28 protein-coding genes are annotated in these 26,255 nt (G+C 64.3%); 24 read left to right on the forward strand and 4 right to left on the reverse strand.

The window, feature by feature from the left end; translation table 11 throughout:
• Window positions 1-1,178: 1,178 nt before the first annotated feature.
• The 4 genes from AC0L3P_RS13870 to AC0L3P_RS13885 form a co-directional block, all read right to left on the reverse strand.
• The gene (locus tag AC0L3P_RS13870; RefSeq protein WP_275169387.1) at window positions 1,179-1,814 is read right to left on the reverse strand and encodes a MarR family winged helix-turn-helix transcriptional regulator; all 636 of its coding nucleotides are present in this window, start codon (window positions 1,812-1,814) and stop codon (window positions 1,179-1,181) included.
• Between the two features lie 851 nt (window positions 1,815-2,665).
• Complete coding sequence (gene fliI / locus AC0L3P_RS13875; protein WP_473302254.1) at window positions 2,666-3,991, reverse strand: flagellar protein export ATPase FliI; 1,326 nt, start codon at window positions 3,989-3,991, stop codon at window positions 2,666-2,668.
• A gap of 36 nt (window positions 3,992-4,027) precedes the next feature.
• On the reverse strand, window positions 4,028-4,756 hold the full coding sequence (gene flgF, locus AC0L3P_RS13880) for a flagellar basal-body rod protein FlgF (RefSeq protein ID WP_007595915.1): 729 nt from the start codon (window positions 4,754-4,756) through the stop codon (window positions 4,028-4,030).
• 3 nt (window positions 4,757-4,759) lie between these two features.
• Window positions 4,760-5,548, reverse strand: a complete 789-nt coding sequence (locus AC0L3P_RS13885) for a DUF1217 domain-containing protein (RefSeq protein ID WP_473302255.1) — start codon at window positions 5,546-5,548, stop codon at window positions 4,760-4,762.
• 142 nt (window positions 5,549-5,690) lie between these two features.
• Here AC0L3P_RS13885 and motA point away from each other — a divergent pair, with 142 nt between their 5' ends.
• The 24 genes from motA to AC0L3P_RS14005 all read left to right on the forward strand — a co-directional run bounded on the left by motA (window position 5,691) and on the right by AC0L3P_RS14005 (window position 26,208).
• Complete coding sequence (motA, locus tag AC0L3P_RS13890) at window positions 5,691-6,590, forward strand: flagellar motor stator protein MotA (RefSeq protein ID WP_007613972.1); 900 nt, start codon at window positions 5,691-5,693, stop codon at window positions 6,588-6,590.
• Window positions 6,587-7,525, forward strand: a complete 939-nt coding sequence (locus tag AC0L3P_RS13895; protein ID WP_245446762.1) for a flagellar motor switch protein FliM — start codon at window positions 6,587-6,589, stop codon at window positions 7,523-7,525. The genes motA and AC0L3P_RS13895 overlap by 4 nt, the downstream gene beginning before the upstream one ends.
• Complete coding sequence (locus tag AC0L3P_RS13900; protein WP_018453958.1) at window positions 7,506-7,820, forward strand: hypothetical protein; 315 nt, start codon at window positions 7,506-7,508, stop codon at window positions 7,818-7,820. Before AC0L3P_RS13895 ends, AC0L3P_RS13900 begins: the two co-directional genes overlap by 20 nt.
• 76 nt (window positions 7,821-7,896) lie before the next feature.
• Entirely contained in the window at window positions 7,897-8,277 is a 381-nt protein-coding gene (gene fliN, locus AC0L3P_RS13905) for a flagellar motor switch protein FliN (protein WP_007595899.1), read from the forward strand.
• A 2-nt stretch (window positions 8,278-8,279) separates the two neighbouring features.
• On the forward strand, window positions 8,280-9,320 hold the full coding sequence (locus tag AC0L3P_RS13910) for a flagellar motor switch protein FliG (protein WP_007595897.1): 1,041 nt from the start codon (window positions 8,280-8,282) through the stop codon (window positions 9,318-9,320).
• 13 nt (window positions 9,321-9,333) lie between these two features.
• Window positions 9,334-10,419, forward strand: a complete 1,086-nt coding sequence (gene flhB, locus AC0L3P_RS13915; RefSeq protein WP_473302256.1) for a flagellar biosynthesis protein FlhB — start codon at window positions 9,334-9,336, stop codon at window positions 10,417-10,419.
• 85 nt (window positions 10,420-10,504) lie between these two features.
• Window positions 10,505-10,885, forward strand: a complete 381-nt coding sequence (gene flgB / locus AC0L3P_RS13920) for a flagellar basal body rod protein FlgB (RefSeq protein WP_354060123.1) — start codon at window positions 10,505-10,507, stop codon at window positions 10,883-10,885.
• Window positions 10,886-10,896: 11 nt separating this feature from the next.
• Window positions 10,897-11,313: a flagellar basal body rod protein FlgC gene (flgC, locus tag AC0L3P_RS13925; RefSeq protein WP_211399645.1), complete on the forward strand. Its 417-nt coding sequence runs from the start codon at window positions 10,897-10,899 to the stop codon at window positions 11,311-11,313.
• Window positions 11,314-11,315: 2 nt separating this feature from the next.
• On the forward strand, window positions 11,316-11,645 hold the full coding sequence (gene fliE, locus AC0L3P_RS13930; RefSeq protein WP_473302257.1) for a flagellar hook-basal body complex protein FliE: 330 nt from the start codon (window positions 11,316-11,318) through the stop codon (window positions 11,643-11,645).
• Between the two features lie 15 nt (window positions 11,646-11,660).
• A complete protein-coding gene (flgG, locus tag AC0L3P_RS13935; RefSeq protein ID WP_473302258.1) occupies window positions 11,661-12,449 on the forward strand; it encodes a flagellar basal-body rod protein FlgG in 789 nt (262 codons plus the stop codon).
• Window positions 12,450-12,462: 13 nt separating this feature from the next.
• Complete coding sequence (gene flgA / locus AC0L3P_RS13940; RefSeq protein WP_354060128.1) at window positions 12,463-12,939, forward strand: flagellar basal body P-ring formation chaperone FlgA; 477 nt, start codon at window positions 12,463-12,465, stop codon at window positions 12,937-12,939.
• On the forward strand, window positions 12,936-14,066 hold the full coding sequence (gene flgI / locus AC0L3P_RS13945) for a flagellar basal body P-ring protein FlgI (RefSeq protein WP_473302259.1): 1,131 nt from the start codon (window positions 12,936-12,938) through the stop codon (window positions 14,064-14,066). The genes flgA and flgI overlap by 4 nt, the downstream gene beginning before the upstream one ends.
• A gap of 64 nt (window positions 14,067-14,130) precedes the next feature.
• Window positions 14,131-14,889, forward strand: a complete 759-nt coding sequence (locus tag AC0L3P_RS13950) for a MotE family protein (protein ID WP_473302260.1) — start codon at window positions 14,131-14,133, stop codon at window positions 14,887-14,889.
• Window positions 14,890-15,585 carry a flagellar basal body L-ring protein FlgH gene (gene flgH, locus AC0L3P_RS13955; RefSeq protein ID WP_275169377.1) on the forward strand — a complete coding sequence of 232 codons (696 nt, stop codon included), beginning with the start codon at window positions 14,890-14,892 and terminating at the stop codon, window positions 15,583-15,585.
• Window positions 15,586-15,627: 42 nt separating this feature from the next.
• Complete coding sequence (locus AC0L3P_RS13960) at window positions 15,628-16,071, forward strand: flagellar basal body-associated FliL family protein (RefSeq protein WP_473302261.1); 444 nt, start codon at window positions 15,628-15,630, stop codon at window positions 16,069-16,071.
• Window positions 16,068-16,808 (forward strand): flagellar type III secretion system pore protein FliP, encoded by a 741-nt coding sequence (gene fliP, locus AC0L3P_RS13965; RefSeq protein ID WP_473302262.1) that lies wholly within the window; start codon window positions 16,068-16,070, stop codon window positions 16,806-16,808. Before AC0L3P_RS13960 ends, fliP begins: the two co-directional genes overlap by 4 nt.
• Window positions 16,809-17,072: 264 nt before the next feature.
• On the forward strand, window positions 17,073-17,981 hold the full coding sequence (locus AC0L3P_RS13970) for a flagellin N-terminal helical domain-containing protein (protein WP_275169375.1): 909 nt from the start codon (window positions 17,073-17,075) through the stop codon (window positions 17,979-17,981).
• 269 nt (window positions 17,982-18,250) lie between these two features.
• On the forward strand, window positions 18,251-19,162 hold the full coding sequence (locus AC0L3P_RS13975; protein ID WP_275169374.1) for a flagellin N-terminal helical domain-containing protein: 912 nt from the start codon (window positions 18,251-18,253) through the stop codon (window positions 19,160-19,162).
• A gap of 304 nt (window positions 19,163-19,466) precedes the next feature.
• Entirely contained in the window at window positions 19,467-21,098 is a 1,632-nt protein-coding gene (gene fliF / locus AC0L3P_RS13980) for a flagellar basal-body MS-ring/collar protein FliF (protein WP_354060138.1), read from the forward strand.
• The gene (locus tag AC0L3P_RS13985) at window positions 21,095-21,814 is read left to right on the forward strand and encodes a hypothetical protein (RefSeq protein WP_473302263.1); all 720 of its coding nucleotides are present in this window, start codon (window positions 21,095-21,097) and stop codon (window positions 21,812-21,814) included. Before fliF ends, AC0L3P_RS13985 begins: the two co-directional genes overlap by 4 nt.
• Window positions 21,815-21,820: 6 nt before the next feature.
• A complete protein-coding gene (locus tag AC0L3P_RS13990) occupies window positions 21,821-23,158 on the forward strand; it encodes a MotB family protein (RefSeq protein WP_473302264.1) in 1,338 nt (445 codons plus the stop codon).
• Window positions 23,155-24,336 carry a chemotaxis protein gene (locus AC0L3P_RS13995; protein ID WP_473302265.1) on the forward strand — a complete coding sequence of 394 codons (1,182 nt, stop codon included), beginning with the start codon at window positions 23,155-23,157 and terminating at the stop codon, window positions 24,334-24,336. The genes AC0L3P_RS13990 and AC0L3P_RS13995 overlap by 4 nt, the downstream gene beginning before the upstream one ends.
• Entirely contained in the window at window positions 24,333-25,676 is a 1,344-nt protein-coding gene (gene fliK / locus AC0L3P_RS14000; protein ID WP_473302266.1) for a flagellar hook-length control protein FliK, read from the forward strand. The genes AC0L3P_RS13995 and fliK overlap by 4 nt, the downstream gene beginning before the upstream one ends.
• A complete protein-coding gene (locus AC0L3P_RS14005; RefSeq protein ID WP_473302267.1) occupies window positions 25,627-26,208 on the forward strand; it encodes a transglycosylase SLT domain-containing protein in 582 nt (193 codons plus the stop codon). The genes fliK and AC0L3P_RS14005 overlap by 50 nt, the downstream gene beginning before the upstream one ends.
• Window positions 26,209-26,255 lie beyond the last annotated feature (47 nt).

The raw sequence follows: 26,255 nt of genomic DNA on the forward strand, positions 1-26,255 counted from the left end.
CGGCGGGAACCGCCGGGTGTTTTTTGTTGGGCACGGCCGATGATGTAAAGCGGCGAAGCCGGAAGCTGGTGCCCGAGCGCAAGCGTGATCCGCGGCCACTCTTCCGGCGCGAGACCTTGCTCGAATTGCGGCGCGCTCGCTTCGGGCGACGGCCGCTCATCACCCGTCGGGCAAAACACCTGAAAGGCTGTCAATCGGCCGCCGCAAAAATATTCCACTTTACCGAAATTCGGAAACGGCGTATGTGTCGCCCATCCCGGCTCATCCTTGAGGGGCGATCTTGTGGTCGTCACGTTCGCGAGCCGGGCTTGCGGTGGACGCGGCAGCGTTCGGGTGCGAGAGGCGTGGGCAGGGCGGATTGCTCTCCGTGACCCCAAGGCTTCGTTCCGACGAGCGGCGCTGCTAGACTTCGTCTCGTCTGTAAGTTTCCGGCGCCGTCGACAGGGCTGGGAAAACTGCGGCGAAATGGCGAGCCGTGCGTACGGCAAAACCGTGTGGTCCTGGCCGTCGTTGCTACGGTCAAGCCCTGGCGGATGCGGCATCTGCGTCAACCGGCGCGGTGCCGGTGAATTTCGCGAGGACGAGGGAGGCCAGCAGGAACTCGGCTCCCGGGAGAGCACGGCATAAGCCGTCCAACCATCGCGCAGGGAAGGCCGAGTGATTGGCTACACCTGTATGCTGCTGTGCGGTTTTTCTGCGTGTGCTTTTCGCGCAGCGGACCGCGGGTGCCAGCCGGCACCCGGCCTTCCCTGCGCCCTCTTGGATAAGAGGGTGGAATGACGAAGCAAAGCTCGGGCGAAATCAGCCGCGAGGATGCGAAGGTGTGTCCGCAATTCAAAATGCGAGGAACAGTGGCGCTATCGCCTCATACTCCGTCATTGCGAGCGCAGCGAAGCAATCCAGTCTGCCGCCGCGGAGGGATTCTGGATTGCTTCGCTGCGCTCGCAATGACGATGTGGAGTGAATGTGTGCCACACTCCGCTCCCGTGCCCCGGACGCAGCGCAGCGCTCTTGCGGTACGCTGGAGAGCCGGGGCCCATGTCGCGACATGGGACCGTGTCGCCATCTGGATCCCGGCTCTGCGCTGCAAGGCTTCGCGCTGCAGCTTGTCCGGGACATGAGAGACGAAATTGTCCGCAAGTTCAGCGCAAGCTCCGCGCGCGGAAATCACGCGTGCCTCACCCCTGGTTCGCTACGCGCGCGCGGTCGAGATGCTCCTCGATCTTGGGACGGTCGCGGGTGCGCTCGAAACTGGTGCAGAGCAGTTCGGTCTCATCCAGCGAAACCGGGGCGCGATACAGGCGGCACATGAATTCGGCCGTTGCGCGTCCCTTGCCGGTACCCGGCCCGCGTTCGGCGAGAAACATGCAGTCCCGGCAGATGCTGGCATCGAGCCGCTGATGTGCCGCGTCGAGGTGATTGAGGATCTCGCGCAGCGAATCGCGAAGCCTGACGCACTCGTCGGGTCCGAGCGCCGTGACCGCGTTCAGCACGTGATTGATCGGATCGTGCTGGCTCAGGCACTTTTCGCCCTGCGCAGTGACGTGCAGCACGACAGAACGCTTGTCTTCGTGCGACGGCTTTCGCACCAGGAAGGACTTGCCCTCCAGCGTCTTCACGATCTGCGATGCGGTCGCCCTGGTGGCGCCGATGAAGCCGGCAAGCGCGGACGGCGTACGCGAAAACCTGTTGGCGCGGCCGAGAAAGCGCAGCGCCATCCATTCCCGGTCGCGCAACCCATGCTGATTGCCTTCGAAATACCAAGCCCTCGCCGCCTGAACCAGCAGCTCGACGGCTTCTCTTGCCAATGGCATGAATTCCTACCTTGCCCCGGGAGTCACGTTTGCGGCGCCCCGGAGCCGCCTTCCGTCGTTGCGCACGAGCCGTTTGCGAGAAGTCGTACCGACCGCGATATCCGACACATGCACCGTGCTCTTCTCTCGCGTGAAGGCACGGCCTGCCTGGCGCCCGACATGGACGGATGGGCACTGCAGGTTATGACGCGGGAAGCGGTGTTGCTGTTGGTATGCCATTCGCGGCGTCGTCGCACGGGAGCCCGAATAGCCGTCGCCAGCAGACGATGGATCGGAGTAGTTCAACCGAAGCCCCTAAGGTTCAAGTCACACGCAGACGTTTCTTATCTTCGACGAAACGATGAATGAGCTTCTCAACAAAATCAAGTAGAGACCCTCTCTGAGACAGGATGTCGTCGCAGGCGAATGTAACGTTCAAGACAATCTCGCACTTCGGGGACACATGATGGTGAACGCAATACCCTGTCCCACGAGCAACATGCACGCGACTATGCGACGGTTTTATTGCACGGCACGTTGTTGGCTGTCGTTGATGCAAGTTGGTCGAAGCTTGTGCATGACGACGATGTGCGTCGGCATGTCATCCACAACTTGTGCGTTCTGCCAAGGATTGTCCGAGGGAACTCACAGGAATTACACGCGGCGGTTGTCCGGACCGAATCACGGAATCGCCGTTCAGTCGCATTCGGCGCGGCTGCGCGATTCCCTCACCCGAACGGTGGAGGCGTTCACGGCGGAGACCGCAGACAGCCGTGCATGCGCGGGAAGCGTGGCGGCATTCGCAATCACCCGTCGAAGACCACGAGCAAGGGGCGATCGCGGGGCGCCTCGCCGATTCAAGCTGAGACTTGCTAGTCGCCCTTGAGCATGTCCCGCAGCTCGCGGAACGGATCGGCGCTTGGCGGAGCCGAAGCGTCCTGCCGCATCGCGCCGTAGATTCTTGGGACCATGTCGACCGCCTGGTCGAGCCCCGAATCACGTCCCGCCTGGTATCCGCCCATCAGGCGAAGGTCGCGGGTGTCCTCGTATTTGGCGATCATGGCCCGCAGCTTGCTCACCAATTCACGCTCTTCGGGGTCCCAGACGTTATGGGCGAGGCGGGAGACCGAACCCAGAACGTCCACGGCCGGGTAACGCGCCTGGTCGGCGATGTGCCTGGAGAGCACGATGTGCCCATCGAGCGTGCTGCGGATGGTATCGGCGATCGGCTCGTTGTGATCGTCTCCGTCCACCAGCACCGAGAAAATCCCGGTGATCGTCCCGGATCCCTCCTCGCCGGGTCCGGCGCGCTCCAGAAGGCGCGGCAGATCGGTGAAGACGGTGGGTGCGTAACCGCGCGCGACCGCGGGCTCACCCGCGGCGAGCGCGACTTCACGGGCTGCGTGGGCGAAGCGGGTGATCGAATCGACCATGAGCAGGACGGATTCGCCCCGGTCTCGGAAATATTCGGCGACCGCCATGGCCGTCTTCGGCGCCAGTCGCCGCATCATCGGGCTCTCGTCTCCCGTCGACACGATCGTGACGGCGCGGTGACGGTCGGCGCCCAGCACGTCCTCGATAAATTCGCGCACCTCGCGGCCGCGCTCGCCGACCAGGGCCAGCACGACGGTGTCAAAACCCTGACTGCGGGCGAGCATCGCAAGCAGCGTCGATTTGCCGACGCCGGAGCCGGCAAAGATGCCGACGCGCTGGCCGGCGCAGATCGGGGCGAACAGGTCGATGACGCGTACGCCGGTGCGCAGCGGCTTGTGGACCCGCGCGCGCTTCATGGCCGAAGGCGCCTCCGCCTCGGCCGAGACCGGACGCGACCCGGGGGTGAGAGCGCCCTGTCCGTCCAGCGGCGCCCCGAGCGCGTTGATGACGCGGCCCTTCCAGCTCGGATCCGGCGCAAAGGACAGGGGGGGCATCCGGTAGGCGACCGAGCCGAGGCCGCCGGCGAACTGCCGATCGAACGGCTTGGCGACGATGCCCTCGCTGTCGATCCGCACCACCTCGCCGATCTGGGGCTTGCCGCCGGAGTTGACGCCGATCAGTTCGCCGAGCCTGACGAAGCGCGACAGGCCGGAGACACGGAAATGCGTCGACGCGATCTCGGAGATCGCGCCGCTGACGCTTGCCAGGGGAGTGCTCTGCTGAAGCTCCAGCAGCGCCCACTCAAGTTGCCGAAGAGCGTTCAAGGAAACCGTCCAAGCTCATTGCGCGCGGGGCGCAGTCTATTTGCCGGGTTCGCCCAGCGTCCGGATTGCGTTCTGGAGCGAGCTCTCGGTGCCCTCGATCATCGAATTGGTGCCGTCGAAGGCGCGCGAGGCCGCGATCAGCTTCGTCAATTCCATCATCGGATTGGCTCCCGAGCCCTCGACATAGCCCTGCTTGAAGCCGTCGCGGGAGAAGTCGGCGATGGCGGTCGCAGGCCGGTTGGGCGTGACGCCCGAATTGCCGTAGCGGTCGAGATTGGCGTCCGCGGGAATGTTGAACAGGCCGATAGTGCCGATCTCGTTGTTGTCCTGGGTGATCGCGCCGCTCCGCGCAATCGAGACCGGTCCGCCGTTCGGATCGAGGGTGATCTGCGCGCCGCCGGAATCGATGACGGGGAAGCCGGACACGGTCTGAAGGTCGCCGTTGGCGGCGATCTGGAGGCGACCGTCGCGCGTATAGACCGTGCCGTTCGGACCGGCGAAGGCGATCCAGCCCTGTCCGACCACGGCGACGTCGAGCGGGTTGCCGCTCTCGGTGATGCTGCCCATCTCGCGCGAGATGATGTTGTCGCCGGGCGACGAGAAGGCGACCGGGTTCGCGCCCGCCTTGGATAGCACCGTCTCGAACTTCACCACATCGGTGCGGAATGCCGCCGTGTTTACGTTTGCGACGTTGTTGGCGATCGTCTGGAGGCGTTTTTCGAGGGCGACCTGCGCCGACAATCCTACATAGAGGGCCGATTGCATGACTTACCTGTTGAACTTGATGTTCTGAAGTGTCGTGAGCACGTTGGTATCCATGCCGATCGACGTTGTGGCGCCGCCGATCAGGACCAGCGCCGGGTTGGTCGAGTTGTCGCTCTGGGCCTGGGTCGCATCCCACAGCGCCGCGAAGCGCTGCACGAATTTGGTGACCTTGGCCGGGTCCTGGAAATCGGTCAGCTTGATCTTGCTCGTGATCATCTTGGCCTGGGCATCGATATCAGCCGAGCTGATCGTCGACGGCAGGCCGAGCGCCGTCTGGACCACTTGCGTCATCGCCTTGTCAGCGAGGATCTGGTAGGAATTGGTGATCGTGGAGGCCTTGCGCGTGAAATAGAGCGCCAGCCGCAGGCCCTCGTTCTGGTCGCCGGCCTTCTCCTCCATCGTCTGCGTGACGAACTGGGTCGCCGTGCCGGTCGTGGCCGCGGCGGTTTGGGTCGCCCTGTCGCCGAGAGCGGCGAAATTGAAGGCGGCGGCGAATTGCCGGTAGCGGGTGTCGGTCAGTTTGTTGGCGAAGGTCTTGTTGTCGGCGATACCCTCGGTCAGCACCTTGCGCATGAACGCCTTGGCGTAGGTCATGTCGCTGAGGCCATATGCCTTCATCGCGTAGGAATAGAGGCGATAGTCCTTCAGGAAGTCGTCGATGGTCTTCACGTTGCCGATGTGGCCGAGGAAATAATCGGTGTCGCGGCTGACGTCCGGCTGGGTGGCGACCTGTGTCAGCGACTTGCCCATGTCCTTGGTCAGTCTGGTGTAGTCCGCGATGGTGGATAGCATGACACGCGCCCCTCTGGCCGCTCTCGCGACGTCGTCCCAAGCTGCCGTGAATCGCTTGCGCGAGGCTGGCGAGGGGGAAGCCAGCCTCGCGCAAGGCTCGCCGACTAGATATTCCCGATGGGATCGGTGATGGAGCGGCGCGTTGGGCAGTTTCGTGGGGATCGTCATCACGGTAGCGGCACTGCTGGGCGGATTTGCCGCCATGGGCGGGCATCTGGGCGTGCTGATGCAGCCGTGGGAGTTCGTGATCATCATGGGCACCGCGGCCGGCACCTTCATCATGGCCAATCCCTGGAAGACGGTCGCGGATACCGGGCTTGCCTGTGTGCAGGCCGTGACGGGGGCTGTGCCCGGTCAGCGCTACTATCTCGATCTGCTCGGCGCGCTGCACGCGCTGATGCGGGAATTGCGGGGCAAGGGCCGCAACGAGGTCGAGGCGCATATCGACGATCCCGCGTCCTCCGAGATCTTCAAGGCGTTCCCGAGCGTGCTCGGAGATCCGTCGCTGCTCCAGTTCATCTGCGATTACGTCCGCCTCATCATCATGGGTAACGCGCGAACGCACGAGATCGAAGCGCTGATGGACGAGGAGATCCACACCATCGTGAAGAGCAAGCTGGCGCCCTACCACGCGCTGGTGGTGGTCTCGGAAGCGCTGCCTGCGCTCGGCATCGTCGCCGCGGTGCTCGGCGTCATCAAGGCCATGGGCGCGCTCGACCAGTCGCCGAAGCTGCTGGGCGGCTTCATCGGCGCCGCCCTCGTCGGCACCTTTGCCGGCATTTTCCTGTCCTACGGCATCATTTCGCCCTTCGCAATGAAGGTGAAGATGACGCGCGAGAAGCGCTGCCGGCCCTACATCATCGTCAAGCAGACGCTGCTGGCGTTCATGAACGGCGCCATGCCGCAGATCGCCGTCGAGCACGGCCGCAAGATGATCGCGAGCCCCGAGCGGCCCTCGATTGACGTCGTCGAGAACGAGACGATCGCGGGTCCCAAGGCTGTTGTGACCGAGGTTGAACCGAAGGCTGCGCGCGCATCATGATGGAAGCCCTCGACGTCGATCAGCGCAAGCCGCTGCCGAACTATCTGCTGGACGCCGCCGGCATCTCGATCGAGCGCATGCCGATGCTCAATGTGATCTTCGATCGCATGGCGGCATCGTGCACGGACAGCCTGCAGCCGATAGCGGGAACGCCATGCTATTTTTCGGTCAACGGCATCACGAACGACCGTGTCGGCGACATCATCAAGGACTACGAGGCCAACGCGGTTGCGGCTGTGCTCTATGCCGAGCAGTGGGACTCCCGCATCATCATCATGCTCGACCGCGACTTCGTGTTCACCATGGTCGAGGCGATGTTCGGCTCCGACGGCGCCGAACCGCCGCTCGACGTCGAGCGCAGCTTCTCGAACATCGAGATCCGCCTGGTCCAGGCGCTGTTCGAGCGGTTCGCCAAGGCGCTGCAATCCGCTTTCGCCGGCACCTCCAACGTCACCTTCCGCGTGGAGCGGGTCGAGACCGCGATGGCGTCGCTGGCGATCGGGCGGAGCGGCAACATGTCGATCTGCGCGAACATCATGCTGCAGGCACTCTACCGCGGCGGCCAGATGTTCCTCATCATTCCCCATTCCGCGCTCAACCCGCTCAGGCAGAAGCTCGCGACCGTCGTCGTCAGCGACGGCCGCGCGGCCGATCCGCGCTGGCGCGAGCAGATGGAGACCGAGGTTCACCGCACCGAGGTGACGCTGAGCGCGGTGCTGGACGAGAAGATGATTTCGCTCGGCGACGTCGTGAAGTTCCAGGTCGGGCAGGTGCTCGAACTCGAAGCCACGCCGCGCACGCTGGCTCGGCTCGAGAGCAACAACCAGGTGCTGTTCTGGTGTCAGATCGGCCAGCTTGATGGCTATTACGCCATGCAGGTGGCAGATCCCGTCGATCAGAAACGGGAGTTCGTCGATGATATCCTATCTCGTTGATGCCGTGCTGCTGATTGCGCTCGCCTTCACCAGCATGCGGGTGACCAGGATGCATCGCGAACTGGCGCGCTTGCGCAGCTACCAGGGCGAGTTCTCGACCATCGTCCAGGAGACGGCGGGCGCCTTCGACACGGTCATCACCGCGGCGCATGATTCCACCGCAAATCTCGGACGGCTCGCCAACGTGCTGAGCACGAAGATCGATCAGGCCCACGAGGCGATCGCGGCGCTCGATGCGAGGAGCGGGCTCGCATCCGCGGCGACCGCGGGCGGCGCCGACGTGAACAAGCATTGAAGCCGAAGCCGGCGGAATAGATACGATCGGAACGTCGCGGCGCTCCGGGAGCGGAAATACCAAGAGGCGATACCAGATGGCGCAATCCTTCGATTATGAGTCAGCATCGGCGTCCGACGAGGGACATACCGAGACATCTCCGCTGGAGCGGTTGGCGGAGATCGCCGCGCGCACCGCGGAAGAGACCGGTAAGTTCGCCAATGTCGATGCCATCCTGCGCATTCCCGTGACGATGCAGGTGGTGCTGGGATCGGCCACCATTCCGGTGGCCAACCTGATGAAGCTCGGCCGCGGCGCGGTGGTTCCGCTCGACCATCGGGTCGGCGAACCCGTCGACGTCGTCGTCAACGGCCGCGTCGTCGCCCGCGGCGAAGTGGTCGTGGTTGAAGAAGACAATTCCCGCTTCGGCGTCTCCCTCACCGAGATTGTCGGGCCGTTGGGGCAGGGTGATACCTGACCATGGCGGCACAGGTCGGCATGGCTCCCATCAAGCAGCGAGGCGTTGCCACGCTGGGCGGGACAGAGAAGGTCGCGGCACTCCTGCTCGCCATGGGCCGGCAGGCGGCCGCGAGCGTGCTCGCGCAGTTCGAGCCGCAGGATATCCGCACTGTCACAAAGGCCGCGGCCGAGCTGCGGCCGATCACGGCGCAGGAACTCGAAGCGATCGTCGAAGAGTTCGCCCAGCAATTCTCGATGGGTGCCAATATTCTGGGCACCCTCGGTGGCCTGGAAGCCGTGCTCGGCGACGTGCTTCCGGCCGACCAGGTCTCGGCCATCATGTCGGACCTGCTCGGCAATTCGAGCCGGTCCGTGTGGGACCGCGTCTCGTCGGTGTCGGAAAACTCGCTGGCAAGCTACCTGTCCAAGGAGCATCCGCAGACCGCGGCGCTGATCCTGTCCAAGGTCAAGCCGTCCTGCGCCGCCAAGGTCATGAGCCAGCTGCCGTCGAGCCTGCGCAACGAGCTGATGCGGCGCGTGCTCAGCCTCAAGCCGATCGTCGACGACGCCCTGAGGGTCCTCGAGAAGACGCTGCATGAGGATTTGACGCTGAACTTCGCCCGCAACCTCGGCGCGGACACCTATGCCCGCGTCGCCGACATCATCAACAAGATGGAACGCGGACACATCGAGGACATGCTCAAGAGCCTATCGGAGAAGCGGCCAAAGTCGGCCGAAGTGCTGAAGGAGCTGCTGTTCACCTTCGACGACGTGACCAACCTGACGCCGAAGGCGCGCACCATGATCTTCGACCAGGTTCCGACCGATCGCATCGTCATCGCGCTGAAGGGCACCGACAAACACTTCCGCGAGATGATCCTGTCCTCGGTCGCCTCGCGCGTCCGCCGGGTCGTCGAGCACGAACTCGCCATTGGTGAACCGTCGAACCAGCGCGACGTGCTGGAGGCGCGGCGCGTGATCACCGACCTCGCGCTCGACCTCGCGGAAAAGGGCGAAATCGAGCTCAACCCCGAGCAGGAGGATGAGCTGGTCTTCCGCTGACCGCTGAACGGGCATGGCAGAAACAACCGATCAGGAGAGCAAGACAGAAGAGCCGACCGAGAAGAAAGTCCGCGATGCGCTCGAACAGGGCAAAATCCCGGTCTCTCGGGAGGCTTCCATCTTCGCGTCGATGGCGGCTCTGATGGTGATCCAGATGTTTCTGATCGGCCAGAGCGTGCAGCAATTGACGCCGATGCTGACGGGCTTTCTCGACGATCCCGACGGCTTCCCTCTCAGCACCGGGGCCGACGCACTCAATCTCCTCACCGTAGTGGGCTTTCAGGCACTGCGGTTCCTGACGCCGCTGGTCGTCACCCTGGCGGCGTTCGGGCTCGCAGCCTCGCTGTTGCAAAATGCTCCCAGCCTGGTGCTCCAGCGCATTACGCCGGACCTGTCGCGAATCTCTCCGCTCAGCGGCTGGAGCCGGCTGTTTGGATCGCAGGGTCTCGTCGAGTTCGCGAAGTCGCTGTTCAAGCTCGCTGCGGTGACTATCGTCGTCGTGTTCGTGCTGCGCTCGTCGGAAGCGAAGGCGTTCGAGGCGATGTACACCGATCCGGTCGCGCTGCCGGAGATGATTCTCAACATCGCCATGCGAATCGTTTCGGCGATCTGCATCGCGACCATCGTCCTGGTCGCGGTCGATCTCGCTTGGGCGCGCTTCCACTGGCGGCGCGAGCTGCGCATGACGCGGCAGGAGATCAAGGACGAGCACAAGCAGGCCGAAGGCGATCCGCTGATCAAGGCGCGCCTGCGCTCGCTGGCGCGCGACCGATCGCGCCAGCGCATGATCGCTTCCGCATCGCGCGCGACGCTGGTGATCGCGAACCCGACGCACTTCGCGATCGCGCTGCGCTACAATCGCGAGGAAAATCCGGCGCCGATCGTCGTGGCCAAGGGTATGGACGTAATTGCGCTGAAGATCCGCGAAGTCGCGGAGCAGAACCGGATTCCGGTGATCGAGAACAAGGCGCTGGCGCGCGCGCTCTACGAGGCGGTTCAGGTCGACCAGGTGATTCCGGCGGAGTTCTTCCGACCGGTCGCCGAGATCATCTACTTCCTGCAGTCCAAGCAGACGCCGCGGTCCGAGAAGGTTCAGTAGAATTCCGAGGACGGCGTCCCTTCCATCAGCCTGACGAAAGCTTGCGACCCTAAGGTTACACCGTCTGAACCAGAATGGTGCTGCCGTGGGACCGCTCTATCTCTTCGAACTCGCATCCTCGCAGGCGCGATACCTCGAGCTCCGCCAATCGACGATCGCCACCAACGTGGCCAACGCCAACACGCCGGGCTTCAAGGCGCGCGACGTCGAGCCCTTCAACAAGGTGCTCGATGGCACGCCGGTGAGGCTCGCGACGACGGCGCCATCGCACATGCAGCTCTCCGCTGCCGAGAGCGACACGCGGGCGACCGCGAAGAAGGACAGCTGGGAGGTGGTTCACTCCGGCAACTCCGTCAGTCTCGAGCAGGAAATGATCAAGGGCAGCGACGTCAGTCGCGACTACTCGATGAACTCGGCGGTCGTGCGGTCGTTTCACCGCATGCTGCTGTCGAGCGCGAAGACCTGAGGTGAACTGACATGCTGGACTCACTGCAATCCTCGTTGACGGTCGCGAGCTCCGGGCTCGAAGCGCAGTCGACGCGCATGCGCATCGTCTCGGAGAACCTCGCCAACGCGACGTCGACAGGGCGCGCGGCCGGTGCCGATCCTTATCAACGCAAGACAATCACCTTCGATGCCGCGATGGATCGCGCCTCGGGCGCGCAGCTGGCGAAGGTCAAGGAAATAGGGGTCGACACCACGCCGTACCGCGTGGAGTACGACCCGGGGCATCCCGCCGCCGACAAGGCCGGCTACGTCAAGCTGCCGAACGTCAACATGATGATCGAGATGGCCGACATGCGGGAAGTCAACCGGTCCTATGAAGCCAATCTCCAGGTCGTGAAACAGGTGAGGTCGATGCTGGGCATGACCATCGACCTGCTGAGGAGCTGACAATGCTTGAGGCAATATCATCCACCGCGATCTCAACTGCGCAGGCGGCGAGCCGCGCGACCGAGACGCAGGCCATCTCGCCGGCGGCGACGCCAGCGATCCAGTCCGGCGGCGACGCCGGATTCGAATCGGTGATGAAGCAGGTGACGACGGACGCGATCGGGACGCTGAAGGCGGGCGAGGCGGCCTCGATCTCGGCGATGCAGGGCAAGGAATCGACGCGGCGCGTGGTGGAGGCGCTGATGTCGGCCGAGCAGGCCTTGCAGACGGCGGTCGCAGTTCGCGACAAGGTCGTGCAGGCCTACCAGGAAGTCGTTCGGATGTCGATCTGATCAAGGAGTGACGCTGTGAAATCGCTTGCCGTCGCGGCCACGGGCATGAACGCCCAGCAGACCAACATCGAAGTCATCGCGAACAACATCGCCAACATCAACTCGACGTCGTACAAGCGGGCGCGTGCCGAGTTCACCGATCTGTTCTACCAGATGGACCGCATGCAAGGCGTTGCGAACACCAGCGGCTCCTCGCCGATCCCGGAAGGTGCCAATCTCGGCCTCGGCGTCAAGTCGGCGGCAATCCGCAAGCTGCACATCCAGGGCGCGCTCACGCAGACCGGCAATCCCTACGACATGGCGATCAACGGCCGCGGCTGGTTTCAGGTGCTGGGCCCGAACAACGAGGTGCAATACACCCGCGCGGGTTCGTTCAATACCAATGCCAACGGCCAGCTCGTCACGATCGACGGCTACCTGCTGGATCCGGCCATCACTGTACCGCAGGGGACGGTTCAGGTCACGGTCAACCAGACTGGACAGATGTTCGCCAAGCTGGACACCGAAGTGAACCCGCGGCAGATCGGCCAGCTCAACCTCGCCAATTTCGCCAACGAGGCCGGCCTCGAACCGCTGGGCAGCAATCTCTATCGCGAGACCACGGCGTCCGGCACGCCGGTCGTCGGGCTGCCCGGCGATTCCGGCTACGGCAAGATCAACCAGCAATATCTCGAAGCCTCGAACGTCGACCCGGTCAAGGAAATCACCGAGTTGATCTCTGCCCAGCGCGCCTACGAAATGAATGCCAAGGTCATCCAGGCCTCGGATGAAATGGCCCAGACGGTCTCGAAGGGCATGCGCTAGTTCCGGTGTATCCATGTTGAACAGGATGGGCTCGATCATGCGCGGGTTGGCCGCCGTGCTGCTGGTTCTCGTCTCGGCGCGTCTCGCCGCGGCCGAGGAGAAGCGGCTCCCCGTGCCGGCCGTCTCGATCCGCGCCGGCGAGCTGATCCGGGACGACATGATCACCGAGCGTGCCTTTGCGCCGAACGTGCTCGGCGTCGCCATGTTCATCGAAGGACGCCAGGTCCTGGTCGGCCGCATGGCGCGCCGCGCGCTGCTCCCCGGCCAGCCGATCCCGACCAACTCGGTGGAGGATCCCTGGACGGTCGCCCGCGGCGCCATGGTCAAGGTCGTGGTCGAAGACAGCGGCCTGTCGATCGTGACCTACGGCGCAGCGATGCAGTCTGGCGCGCCCGGCGCGCTCATCCCGATAAGAAACACCGATACGGGCGTGATCATCAGGGGCGTCGTCCAGCCGGACGGCACCGTCAAGGTCGTGGACGGGTCATGACCAGAGTCCTGCTTGCGCTCGTCCTGCTCGTTTCCACCGTCAACGCCCAGGCCGCCGTCCGCATCAAGGACATCGCGGACATCAAGGGATTGCGCGAAAACCAGATCGTCGGCTACGGCCTCGTCATCGGCCTGAACGGCACCGGCGACACGCTCCGCAATGCACCGTTCACGGAGCAGTCCCTGCAATCGATGCTCGAGAACATGGGCATCAATGTCAGGAACGAGACCACCAGCACCAACAATCCCCCGCGTCCGACGACGCTCCGCACGCGCAACGTCGCGGCCGTGATGGTGACCGCGGACCTGCAGCCCTCGATCGGTGCGGGCGAGCGCATGGACGTGACCGTGTCGTCGCTTGGCGATGCGACCTCGCTGCTCGGCGGCACCCTGGTGATGACGTCGCTGCGTGCGGCGGACGGTGCGGTCTATGCAGTGGCGCAAGGCGCGGTCACGGTCGCCGGTTACAGCGTCGGGGGCCAGGCCCAGAACGTCAGCCAGGGCACGCCAACCGCGGGCCGCATCCCGAACGGCGCGCTGGTTGAGCGCGAGGTGCAGGGTAGTCTCCATGAAATGGAGTACCTCGTGCTGGAGCTCAAGAACCCGGACTTCGTCACCGCAACGCGAATCCTCGACGCCATCAATCGCTACGCGGGCGGACGCTACCGCGCTCAGATCGCCTTCGAGCGCGACTACCGCACCATCGTGCTGTCGAAGCCGCGCCACATCGGACCGGTCCGCTTCCTCGCCGAAATCGGCGAGCTGACCGTCGAGCCTGACACGCCGGCGCGGGTGGTGATCAACGAGCGTACCGGCACGGTGGTGATCGGACGCGACGTCCGGATATCGACCGTTGCCGTAACGCATGGCAATCTGACGGTCCGCGTCACCGAGCTTCCCGTGGTATCGCAGCCGGCGCCGTTCTCGCGGGGGCAAACGGTGGTGGTGCCCCAGACAGTGGTCGAGGCCAATGAAGCCGGATCGCAGGTGGCGATCCTGAGCGGCGTCGATCTCCAGCGGCTGGTGCGCGGGCTGAACCAGATCGGCCTGAAACCATCCGGCATCATCGCGATCCTCCAGGCGATCAAGACGGCCGGCGCCCTCCAGGCGGATGTCATCGTGCAATGACGCGTAAGCGCCCTGCAAGCTTGGTCGCTCAATGCTCTCTCGACCGAGAATCGCACGCGGGCCGATGTTGAAGCTGGATCATAAAGCCAAACTCCTCCTCCTGGTCGCGGCCTCTGCGCTCGCGAGCACTTCGCCCGTTCTGGCGCTGGATGAGGCCAAGCCGTCGAAGCCGCTCAACCTGCTGTCCTTCGCGCGCGCCCGCGCACCTGGCCCGCAGAAGCCGATCTCATCGATACCGAGCGACAATGCGTCGATGCGAGCGACCGCGTGGGCAGCCGAAGATTCGGGACCGGCGATCACGGGTGCCGTGCCGGCCTCCGAGAAGCCCGCGCCGGCAGCCACGGCCGCGCCGCGACTGGCCAAGCCCGGCAGCGTCACGGCGCCGCCGAAGCCGGTGCCGCCCCAGGCCGCTGCAACCGCGGACAATGAAGTCGCTCTGTTCTGCAGCAATGTCGCCGACCCCGCCGTCGATGCAAGGATGGCCTGGCAGCTCAAGGAGCTGGAGAAGGCCGAGAACCTGCTGCGCGAACGGATCGCCGAGGTCGAGGCCAAGCGCGCCGAATACGAGAAGTGGATGGCATTGCGCGACGACTTCCTGAAGAAGGCCGAAGCGAGCGTCGTCGAGATCTACTCGCGCATGAAGCCGGATGCTGCCGCAACCCAGATCGCCGGGATGGCGGACGAGACGGCTGCGGCCGTGCTCGCAAAGCTCAGCCCGAGGAGCTCAAGCGCTATCTTCAACGAGATGGAGACCGGGCGCGCGGCGCACCTTGCCGATCTGCTCGGCGGAATGCGTCGCGTGGATGACGGAAAGACCAAATAGATGAAGAATCTGATCCTCATCCTGTCGCTGTTATCGCTTGCCGGATGCGTCACTGATCCAGCCGAGGTCCTGACTGGCCCGCGATTGTCGCCGGTCGGGAGCGGCCTGAGGACGCAGGCCGATCCGATTCCCGTGACGCCCCGCATGCGCTCGCCCGTCAGCTATCGCTCGACCTGGGACGACGGCACCGACCTCTACCGCGATCCCCGTGCCCGGCGGACCGGCGACGTCGTGACAGTCATCATCTCGATGCAGGACAAGGCCAAGCTCGACAACAAGACCGACCGCTCGCGCGATTCGCAGATCAAGTTCGGGCTCGACTGGCTGATGGACGTTGCGGGATGGCAGGACAAGGGCTCGACGAGCGCCAACCTCAACACCAACACCCAGATCAAGGGCAACGGCCAGATCGACCGCACAGAGGATATCAAGCTGTCGATCGCGGCCATCGTCACCGACGTGTTGCCGAACGGCAATATGATGATCAGCGGCTCGCAGGAATTCAAGGTCAACACGGAGATGCGCGTGCTCAACGTCGGCGGCATCGTGCGTCCACGCGATATCTCGCGAACCAACACGATCTCATACGACAAGATCGCCGAGGCGCGCGTGGCCTATGGCGGTCGCGGAAATCTCTCTGACGTGCAGCAGCCTGGATGGGGGCATCGGATCTATGACGCCGTGGCACCGTTCTGAGATGCGCGACCGTCGGGCCGCGTCGCGGGGGCAGGGGACGGCATGCGCCTGATTGCAACCATCCTGGTGCTGACCCTGATCGCGATCGGCGCGGGCGCGCTTGCCGGCCTGCATCTGTTTGCGGCCGCCGAGCGCGTCGCCGATGCGAAGAAAACCGCCACGCCGCCGCCTCTCGCCTCGAGCTACGCCGGCAGCGCGCGGCTCAGGAAGCTGTCCCCGATCGTGACCAATCTCGGCGCGCCGGCCAACAACTGGGCCCGCATCGAAGCCTCCATGGTGACCGACAGCATGAGCGACGAGGATGCCGGCATCCTGGCGGCCCATATCAGCGAGGACATCGTCACCTATCTGCGCTCGGCGACGGTTGCGCAGTTCGAGGGATCTCGCGGGCTTCAGCATCTGCGCGACGACCTGACCGAACGCGCCAATATCCGCTCCTCGGGCAAGATCCGCGAATTGATCATTGAGACGTTGGTGATTCAGTGAAACTGAGAGTCCTGCTGCTTGCGTTGCTCCTGGTCGTGCTGCCCGAAGTGGCGCTGGCCCAGATTCCGGACCTCAATTCGCTGCTGCCGCCGGGCAACGGCTCGACCAGCGGGCGCATCATCCAGCTGATGGCGGTGATCACGGTGCTGTCGGTGGCGCCGGGACTGCTCATCATGGTGACGAGCTTCACGCGATTTGCGGTGGCGCTGTCGTTCCTGCGCGCCGGTCTCGGCCTCCAGACCACGCCGGCCAACCTGGTGCTGATCAGCCTCGCGCTGTTCATGACCTTCTACGTGATGGCGCCGACCTTCGACCGTGCCTGGGAAACGGGCATCCAGCCGCTGATGAAGAACGAGATCTCGGAGGAAGAGGCCTATCTCAAGATCACCGATCCGTTCCGCGAATTCATGCTGGCTCATGTTCGCGACAAGGATCTGCAGACCTTCGAAACTCTCGCCGCGGAGAGCTTCCGCAGGAAGTTCGACGACAAGCGCGTCGACATGCGCGTCATCATTCCGGCCTTCATGATTTCCGAGCTCAGGCGCTCGTTCGAGATCGGATTTCTCATCATCCTGCCGTTCCTCGTCATCGACATGATCGTGGCGACGCTGACCATGTCGATGGGCATGATGATGATGCCGCCGACGATCCTCGCACTGCCGTTCAAGATGCTGTTCTTCGTGCTGATCGACGGCTGGAACCTGCTCGCCTCCGGACTGGTGCGGTCGTTCTCTTGACGGCAACGAGCGCCGGCCGGATGGCTATGGTTAGCGAGAAGTACCGGCCTATGGTTAGCAATAGGTAACGTTAACCATCTGATTTTACAGCACAATTCAAGCCGATCTTAATCTGCGCGCAAGATTCGGCATGTTAGCAATGCGGCACGGCGGGTTGGACCCCACTCACATCAGTCCAAAGGCATGATGCCGCCCCTCCGTACCGGTGAAAGCCCGGTATGTCCCCTCGTGAAAATGTAACGCGTACATAAAGGGACATTCGCAATGTCAAGCCTGCTTACGAACTCGACTGCCATGACCGCTCTCCAGACCCTGCGGTCTGTGAGCTCGCAGCTCTCCACCACGCAGACCCGCATCTCCACCGGCCAGCGCGTCTCGACCGCTTCGGACAACGCTGCCTACTGGTCGATCGCTACCTCGATGCGCGCCGACAACGCCGCGCTCTCCGCCGTCTCCGACTCGCTCGGTCTGTCGGCTGCGACCGTCGACACCGAATATACCGCTCTGACCACGGTTATCGGTGACAAGGACTCCGGCCTGACCAAGCTCCAGTCCCTGCTGGTCGAAGCCAAGACCGCCGGTATCGACCGCAGCAAGATCCAGGCCGACGTCACCCAGATCCAGCAGCAGATGAAGGCAACAGCCACTGCGGCGACCTTCAACGGCATCAATTGGCTGAGCACGACCGCTACCACGCCGACGACCTTCAGCCTCGTGTCATCGTACTCGCGTGTCGGCGGCACGCCCACCATCGGCTCCATCACCGTGACCACCGCGAACTATTCGCTCTACACCTCGACGCAGACCGGCATTCTGGATACGGCCGGTTCGACCGCTCCGTCGATCAACACGATGAGCATCTCCGCGTTGACCGACTCGGCAGCTGACCAGACCACGCTCGATGGCTACATCGCGCAGGTCACCGCTGGCATCAATTCGGTGGCCTCGGCCGCCGCCAATCTCGGTGCCGTCAAGAACCGCCTCTCCACCAACACGGACTTCGTGAAGTCGCTGATGGACTCCGTGGACCGCGGTATCGGTCAGCTCGTCGACGCCGACATGAATCAGGAGTCCACCCGCCTGTCGGCCCTCCAGGTCCAGCAGCAGCTCGGCGTGCAGGCGCTCTCGATCGCCAACAACAGCAGCCAGAGCATCCTGTCGCTGTTCCGCTAAGCCTCAAACGATTTTGGGGAGGGCCGCGCTTCTCACGAGGCGCGGCCCTTTCATTTTGGCGTGACGTCGCGCGCCGCAATTTCGGCCGCCTTGTTGCGGCAAAGACACAGAGCCACAAGCCCCGCACAAGCTTCGCGGGCTATCGTCGCCGTTACGACAGGTTGGGCCTTGACGCTTTTGCGCAGCCCAAAGGCATGACGCCGCCCTGCCGTACCGGTGCAAGCCCGGTATGTCCCCAAATCTAATTCAATCTCCAAAGGGACATCAAAATGGGTTCTAGCCTCCTCACCAACTCGTCTGCAATGACCGCGCTGCAGACCCTTCGCAACGTTAGCTCGCAGCTCGCGACCACGCAGAACCGCATCTCGACCGGTATGCGCGTCTCCACCGCTTCGGACAACGCTGCCTACTGGTCGATCGCAACGTCGATGCGCTCCGACAATGCCGCGCTCTCCGCCGTCTCCGACTCGCTCGGTCTGTCGGCTGCGACCGTCGACACCGAATATACCGCTCTGACCTCGGTTATCGGTGACAAGGACTCCGGCCTGACCAAGCTCCAGGCGCTGCTGGTCGAAGCCAAGACCGCCGGTATCGACCGCACCAAGATCCAGGCTGACATCACCCAGATCCAGCAGGATATGAAGCTCAAGGCCAACTCGGCGACCTTCAACGGCATCAACTGGCTGAGCACGACCGCCACCACGCCGACCACCTTCAACCTGGTGTCGTCGTACTCGCGTGTCGGCGGTACGCCCACCATCGGCTCCATCACCGTGACCACCGCCAACTACTCGCTCTACACCTCGACGCAGACCGGCATTCTGGACACGGCCGGTTCGACCTCTCCGTCGATCAACACGATGAGCATCTCCGCGTTGACCGACTCGGCAGCTGACCAGACCACGCTCGACGGCTACATCGCGCAGGTCACCGCCGGCATCAACTCGGTGGCCTCGGCCGCCGCCAATCTCGGTGCCGTCAAGAACCGACTCGCGACCAACACGGAGTTCGTCAAGACCCTGATGGACTCGGTGGACCGCGGTATCGGCCAGCTCGTCGACGCTGACATGAACGCGGAATCGACCCGCCTTCAGGCGCTTCAGACTCAGCAGCAGCTCGGCGTTCAGGCGCTCTCGATTGCCAACCAGAACAGCCAGAGCATCCTGTCGCTGTTCCGCTAAGCCGCGGCTTCGAAAACGACCGTGCTCCTCAGGGAGCACGGTCTCCGCCATGAACGGCGGATCTGACGGCACACGACGTGCCCACATCGATCTCCTGACGCCACCTTCCAGGCAACACGCCGTCGCCGATCGCACCGCGATGCGACCGGCCGTCCGCTTGTTGCCGACGCGCGCGATCGCGTCACTCAGTCTCTTGTAAAATTGCAACGCCTCGCCGGCGAACCGACACATTCGTGATCTCGCGCAACCTTCAGACAAGGTTGGCAGCAGAGTGTCCTCTATGTTCGCATTGGTACGAGGTCACATGCTGCTCAGTCGTGCGCAGGTACAGCAACTGCTCAACAATCTGCTGGAGCTTGGGCCGCGACGCCTGATGGCCTTGGGATTGATCGGTTTCGCCGTTCTCGTCACCGTCGTGGGCGGCGCCTATTATCTGAGCCGGCCTGAATTCGAAACGCTCTATACCGGCCTTTCCCGCGAAGACGTGACGCGTATGGGTGCCGCGCTGCGCGAGCAGAACATCACCTTCGACGTCAACACAGCCGGCGACGCGGTCTCGGTGCGTCCGAGCCAGACGATGCAAGCGCGGATGCTGCTCGCCGAGAAGGGGCTGCCGACCAGCGCCAATTCCGGCTACGAGCTCTTCGACAAGATCGGCTCGCTCGGTTTGACCTCGTTCATGCAGGAGGTCACCAAGCTCCGGGCGCTGGAAGGCGAAATCGCCCGCACGGTGCAGTTGATGAAGGGCGTGAAGGCGGCGCGGGTGCATATCGTGATGCCGGTGCGGGGGTCGTTCCGCGCGACGCAGCAGCCGCCTTCGGCATCGGTCGTGCTGCGCACCGACGGCGCAATCGAGGCACGCACGGCGCAGTCGATCCGTCATCTCGTCGCGGCGGCCATTCCGGGCATGAGTCGCGACAAGGTCACGGTGCTGGACGCCGACGGTTCGATGCTGCTTGCCGAAGAGGATGAGGCGACGGCTGCTCCGACCAAGATGGCGAGCCTGCAGAAGACGGTCGGCGGGATGGTGCAAGAGAACATCCGCAAGGCGCTGACGCCGTATCTGGGCCTCGACAATTTCGAAGTGAGCGTTGCATCGCAGCTCTCCACCGACAAGCGGCAGATCAACGAGACCGTCTACGATCCGGAGAGCCGCGCAGAACGTTCGGTGAGGAACGTCCGCGAGAACGAGAAGTCGCAGAATGCGGACCGTTCGCAGCCGACCACGGTGCAGCAGAACCTTCCCGACCAGCAGGTGAACGCCGGCGGCACCAAGAATTCCAGCGAGGACAAGACCCGCCGCGAGGACGTCACCAATTTCGAGGTCTCGTCCAAGACCACGACGACGGTGAGCGACGGCTATTCGGTGAAGAAGCTGTTCATTGCCGTGCTGGTCAACCGCGGGCGGCTCATTGCCGACCTCGGGGACAAGAGCAACCAGGCCATCGTCGACAGCAAGCTCGCCGAGATCAGCCAACTCGCAGCCACGGCCGGCGGGCTGGACAAGGCGCGCGGCGACCAGATCCAGGTGACGGCCGTCGATTTCATCGAAGGCTCTCGCGAACTGGCGCCGGTGCCGCCGATCAGCTTCGTCGAGATGATCAACAAGCAGCTCGGCAGCGTCATCAACGCAGTGACGATCCTGGCCGTCGCTTCGATGCTGGTGTGGTTCGGACTTCGTCCTGCGGTCAACGGCATTTTGACCCATCGTGCAGCGCAGGAGCAGACCGAGGCGGCGGAAGCTGCCGAGCTCGAGTCGGCCGCTGGCGCCCTTGCATTGGCGGACAGCGAGGAGGCCGAGCTCAACCTGGTCGAAGACCTCGAAGGCAAGATGCAGCGAACGCCGCAGAAGCGGTTGGAGCAGATCGTCCGTCTCGATCAGATGCAGGCGGCAGCGATCCTTAAAGACTGGATGCGACGCGAGGAGGCGGCATGAACGCGGCAATCGGAAAGCTCCTGACGCAGTTCGACGCGAACGGGCGGGTCAAATCGCCTCCACCTCCACCGCCACCCAAAATCCAGGACGTGCTGACGAGGCCGAAGGAAGCCTGGCGCGAGCCTCAGCCTCAGCCTCGGCCGCAGCCCCAGACCCATTCGCAACCGCAGTCGCACCCGCAGCTTCAGTCGCCGCCTCCGGCGCCGAAGGCGGAAGCCCCGGCGGTCAATCTCCTGGACGATGCCTTTCGGCGCGGCCATGCGGCCGGCGTCGCGGAGGGCGAGTCCAGGATCGCCGAGGAAAGAGTGCGCAGCGCAATCCGGCTCGGCGAAGAGCGGGCCAAGTGGTCCGACCAGCAGGCGGTGGCGGTCGTCACCGGTTTCGAGACGGCGTGTCGCGAAATCGAGACCAACATCGCGAGCTCCGTTGCGCGGATATTGCTGCCGTTCCTCGCCGATGCCGTCCGCGACAAGGCGATCGGGTCGCTGGTCGAGCAGATTGCGGCGCTGACCGGCAATTCGCCGGTGCCGGTGTTCAAGGTGACCGGCCCGAGCGAACTGCTCGACCTGGTGAAGACGCAGCTCGGGACGGCGCGGCGAACGGGCTTCGAGTATGAGGCCGCAGATACTTTCGAGGTTCGCGTCGTGGCCGACCAGACCGTGATCGAGACGCAGATCACGGCCTGGAGCGAGCGCCTGAAAGAGGCGCGCCGGTAGTCCGTCATGAATGAGGTCAAGTCAGAACTCGTCATCATCCGCCGGCGGAGCGCCTTCGACGACGAGAAGCCGCACGGCGGCGTCTGGAAGATCGCCTATGCGGACTTCATGACCGCGATGATGGCGTTCTTCCTGGTGATGTGGCTGATCAATGCACTCAACCAGGATCAGAAGCAGGTGGTCGCGAGCTATTTCAATCCGATCAAGCTCGCGGAGAACGCACCTGCCCCGAAGGGGCTCAAGGATCTCTCCAAGAAGGAGCCGTCGTCGTTCGACGGACAGGACGGCAGGCGCCAGCCGGGAGGACCGAGCGAGGAACGTCGCGGTGACTCTCCGACGGCCGAGAGGCCGCCCTTCTACGAGGAGAAGGTCCTGTTCCGCGATCCCTATACGACGCTCGCCGAGATCGCCAGCAGCGCGAACCAGGCCTCGGGCCAGCGCCGCGCCGGCGCTCTGACGTCCGCCGAAGAGGACGGCCTCAAGGGAGGCGACGCCTACCGCGATCCGTTCGATCCCGGCTATTGGAAGCTTGCGCCGCAGGCAGCCAAGGATGCCGACCGCATCGTCGAGAGCGAACCCAAGCCCGAGTCCAAGCCGAATGCGTCCGCGCGCGACTCTGCGTCCGGCTCAGGCCAGGGCGAGACGCAGGCACGCCGAGCCAGGCAGGACGATGCCGGCGGAAGCGTGGCTTCGAACGCCGATGCGTCGTCCGCAAGCCTGTCGCCCCTGCTGCCGCCGGGGCCCGCGCCGTCGCAGTCTTCACGCGAAGGGAGCGCACAGCCGGGGGCCCAGGCCGGGAATCAAGCCAATGCCGCCGCGCAGCCGCGCCCCAACGACACGACGAAGGAATCCGAGTCGCGCGACGCGATTCAGGCCCAGCAGCTAGCGGTCAAACAGCTTCAGTCGGCGATCGCGGATGCGCTGTCGGATGTCAAGGCCGGCGCGGGACCCGTGGCCGAAGTGCGTCAGGTCGAGGAAGGCCTGCTGATCAGCCTGACCGACGATGCGAACTTCGGCATGTTCGCGGTCGGCTCGGCTGAGCCGCGGCCCGAACTCATCCGTGTGATCGACAAGATCGGCCCGCTGCTGACGAAGCGTCCCGGCGTGATCATCGTCCGCGGCCACACCGACAATCGGCCATACCGTTCGGAGACCTACGACAACTGGCGGCTGTCGACGGCGCGTGCGCAGATGGCCTATTACATGCTGGTCCGCTCCGGCGTCGATGCGCAGCGCATCGAGCATGTCGAGGGCTATGCCGATCGGCGGCCGAAACTTCAAAACGATCCGGCGGCCGCGCAGAACAGACGGATCGAGATCATGGTTCGGGAGAAGCGTCCTTGATCAGGCCTCTTCTCCGCGCTGCGCTGCTGATGCTGCTGCCGTTCACGGCGGCAGGCGCATTCGCCGAGGCGGCACCGACATCGAGCGAGCCGTATGAGCTCGTTCGGGCGTTGCAGGCCGTGCAAGACGGCATCGCCAACGGCGATAATGCGGCGCACGGCAACCACAGCGCATTGATCCGGCAGATCGGCGAAAAATTTCTCGCGGCCGATCCAGGCGTGTGGAGTAATCCGCAGAACGGCCAGGCCGCGGTCATCTATCTGCTCAGCGGCGGCGCGCCGCAAATCATCCGCAAGCTGCCGCGCGACAAGCTGAACGTCGATGGACGGCTGTTCGATGGCGCGCTCGCCTATGTCGAGGGTCGTCAGGACGAAGCGCGCGAACTGCTCAAGGATGTCAAGCCGCGGACGATTCCGTCGGGTCTGGGCGGACAGCTCGCGCTAGTCCAGGGCGCCCTGTTCGCACGCGCCGAAGCATCGTTTGCAATCGAGCGTCTGGATGACGCGCGCCTGCTCCTGCCGGGCACATTGGTGGAGGAGGCCGCTCTGCGGCGCGAGATCCTGCTGGTCGGGCAAGCAGAGGATTTCGACAAGTTCGAGTTCCTGGCGCTGGCCTACATCCGGCACTATCACAAGTCAGTCTATGCGGGGGACTTCTGGCAGCGTTTTTCCACGGGTCTGACGCAATCGAGCCTCGCGCTCGACGAGCGTCGGTTTGCGCGGATCTCCACCCTGCTGGAGCAGATCGACCGCGCGAGCCGCCTCAAGCTCTATCTCGTGATCGCGCGCACCGCGATGGTGCGCGGAGGGCTGGTCGTGACCCGGCTCGCCGGCGAACGCGCGCTGACTCTCAGTGCCGATGCCTCGGCGGAGCGCGAGCGGGCGCATTTGTTCCGCGGCGTGGCGCGGGCGCTCACCGACGAATATGACGGCGGTCTCGCCGAGTTGAAGGCGCTCGACCGGTCGAAGCTGCCGGAGCGCGACATTCCCGTTCTCAATGCAACGATGCAGCTCGCACTCGACGTTCGCAAGCCGTTCGCCGGCGGATCCGCCGCCATAGCCGACAAGCCCCCGGTCACGCCGGCGCGTGTCGATCTCGCGTCGTCGACTGCAACGCTTGCGCGTGCACAGAAGCAGCTCGGCGAGCTCGCACTCCTCACCAGGGATCGCCGTCCATGACGAAGCTCAGTGGAACCTCCGGACAGGCCTTTTCGGGTCTCGCCGAAAGCCTCAACATGCGGGGTACATCGCGCTCTGGGAAGGGCGCCGGGACGAAAGCGCAGGCGGACTCGTCCTTCAACGATCTGCTGCACACCGTCTCGAACCTCGCGAAGCGCGCGCTCAACGACGAGGGCAGCGACACGGCCGTGAAAGCCGGAACGCTGCGGACGCGCCTGGCGCATCAGAGCGGGAAGGACAAGGCGACGGACGAGACGGTGCACGAGCGGACCGCGGCGGTCGAAGAGCCCGGATTCAGCGAGAAGCCCACCGAGAAAAAGACCGTCAAGTCATCCGTGAAACAGGGATCCCTCGAGCAGGCCGACGTTCAGAGCCGAACGAGCATTGCCGGGATCATCGGACAGGAGATCGTTGCCGGGCCGCCGGTCGTGATGCCGCAGATGCAAGCACCGGCCGACGACAAGAAGGATGCGTCCGGACGTGACGAGCGGCCTTCCACGACGAAGCGCGACGTTCAGGCCATGGGCACGGCGAAGGCGACGACAGCTGACTCCCCATCTCACGCGGCTCCAACCGCTGCGCATTCGCAGGCCGCGGCTTCGCACGCGACGGCTACCGACCAGGCGACATCGGCGGACGGCAGTGAGCCATCGCCTAAGGCAACGGCACCCGGCTTCGAGGCCATCGCGGCCAATGTCGAGCGTGCCGCGAAGGCCTCAGCGCGGGATGCATTGCCCGAGACGACCAAGGTCACCGTGGTCCAGCAGGAGACCCATCTGCCCCCGGCGCAGTTCAACGCGCCGCAGCAGGTTGCCAACGCTGTCGTCGCCGAGCTGAAGGAATCTCCGGCACCGACCGCGTCCGCAGCTCCAGATCTTGCAGCGTCTCAAGTCAATGCGCCGGATCAGCCGCTCAAGATCCTGACCATCAATCTCGAGCCGCCCGCGCTCGGCAATGTCACCGTGCGCCTTCGTCTCGTCGGCAACGAGGTGTCCGTCCACCTCGCCGCCGAGCGAAAGGACACGAGCCAGATGCTGGACCAGCAGCGCGATTCGATCCGCGATTTGATGCAGTCGGCGGGCTACGTCGCCGAAATTGCGCCCGTCCAGCACGGCTCGCTGGATGGATTCCAGAGCGGCTCCGGCCAGTCGCAGCCGCAGCTCTCGGGCCAGCAACAGTCCTCGTCGCAGTCGCAGGGCACGTTCGACGGCACCAGCAATTCGTCGGGACAGTCGGACGGCGGCGCGAAGCAGGCTCGACAGGAGCGCCAGTCCAACCAGGAGACGCGTCATGATCAGGACGTGGCGCCGCAGAGTCGTCGCGGCCCTGTTTATCTGTAACGCCGGCACCGCGGCTGCGGCGACCGACAATTCGCGCCCCTGTGAGCGCGAGATGGCGCGTGCGTCCCAGCAGCACGGAATTCCGCTCGGCATTCTCTACGCTGTCGGCCTGACCGAGACCGGGCGGCGCGGCGCGCTTCATCCTTATGCGCTCGGCGCCGAAGGACAGACCGTGTTCGCCAAGGACATGAACGACGCGATCGCCAACTTCGAAGCCATGCGAGCCAAGGGGATCAAGCTGATCGACCTCGGCTGCATGCAGATCAACCACTACTATCACGGCGACAAATTCGCCTCGGTCCGGGCGATGTTCGATCCCGCCGGGAATGTCGACTACGCCGCGCGCTTCCTGAAGGAGCTGAAGCAGCGCGAGGGCAGCTGGACCATGGCAGTCGCCCGCTACAATGCAGGCCCCAACAACCAGCCGGCGCAGAAACGCTACGTCTGTCACATCGTCGCGCATCTTGTCTCCAGCGGCTTCGGCGCGTGGACCGACAAGGCGCGCTCGTTCTGTCAGCCCAAAACGAGCTGAAGGGCCGACATCAAGTTGTGCATCGGTCCCCATCATCAGCCTCGCGC

The sequence above is a fragment of the Bradyrhizobium sp. WSM4874 genome (genome assembly GCF_055811835.1).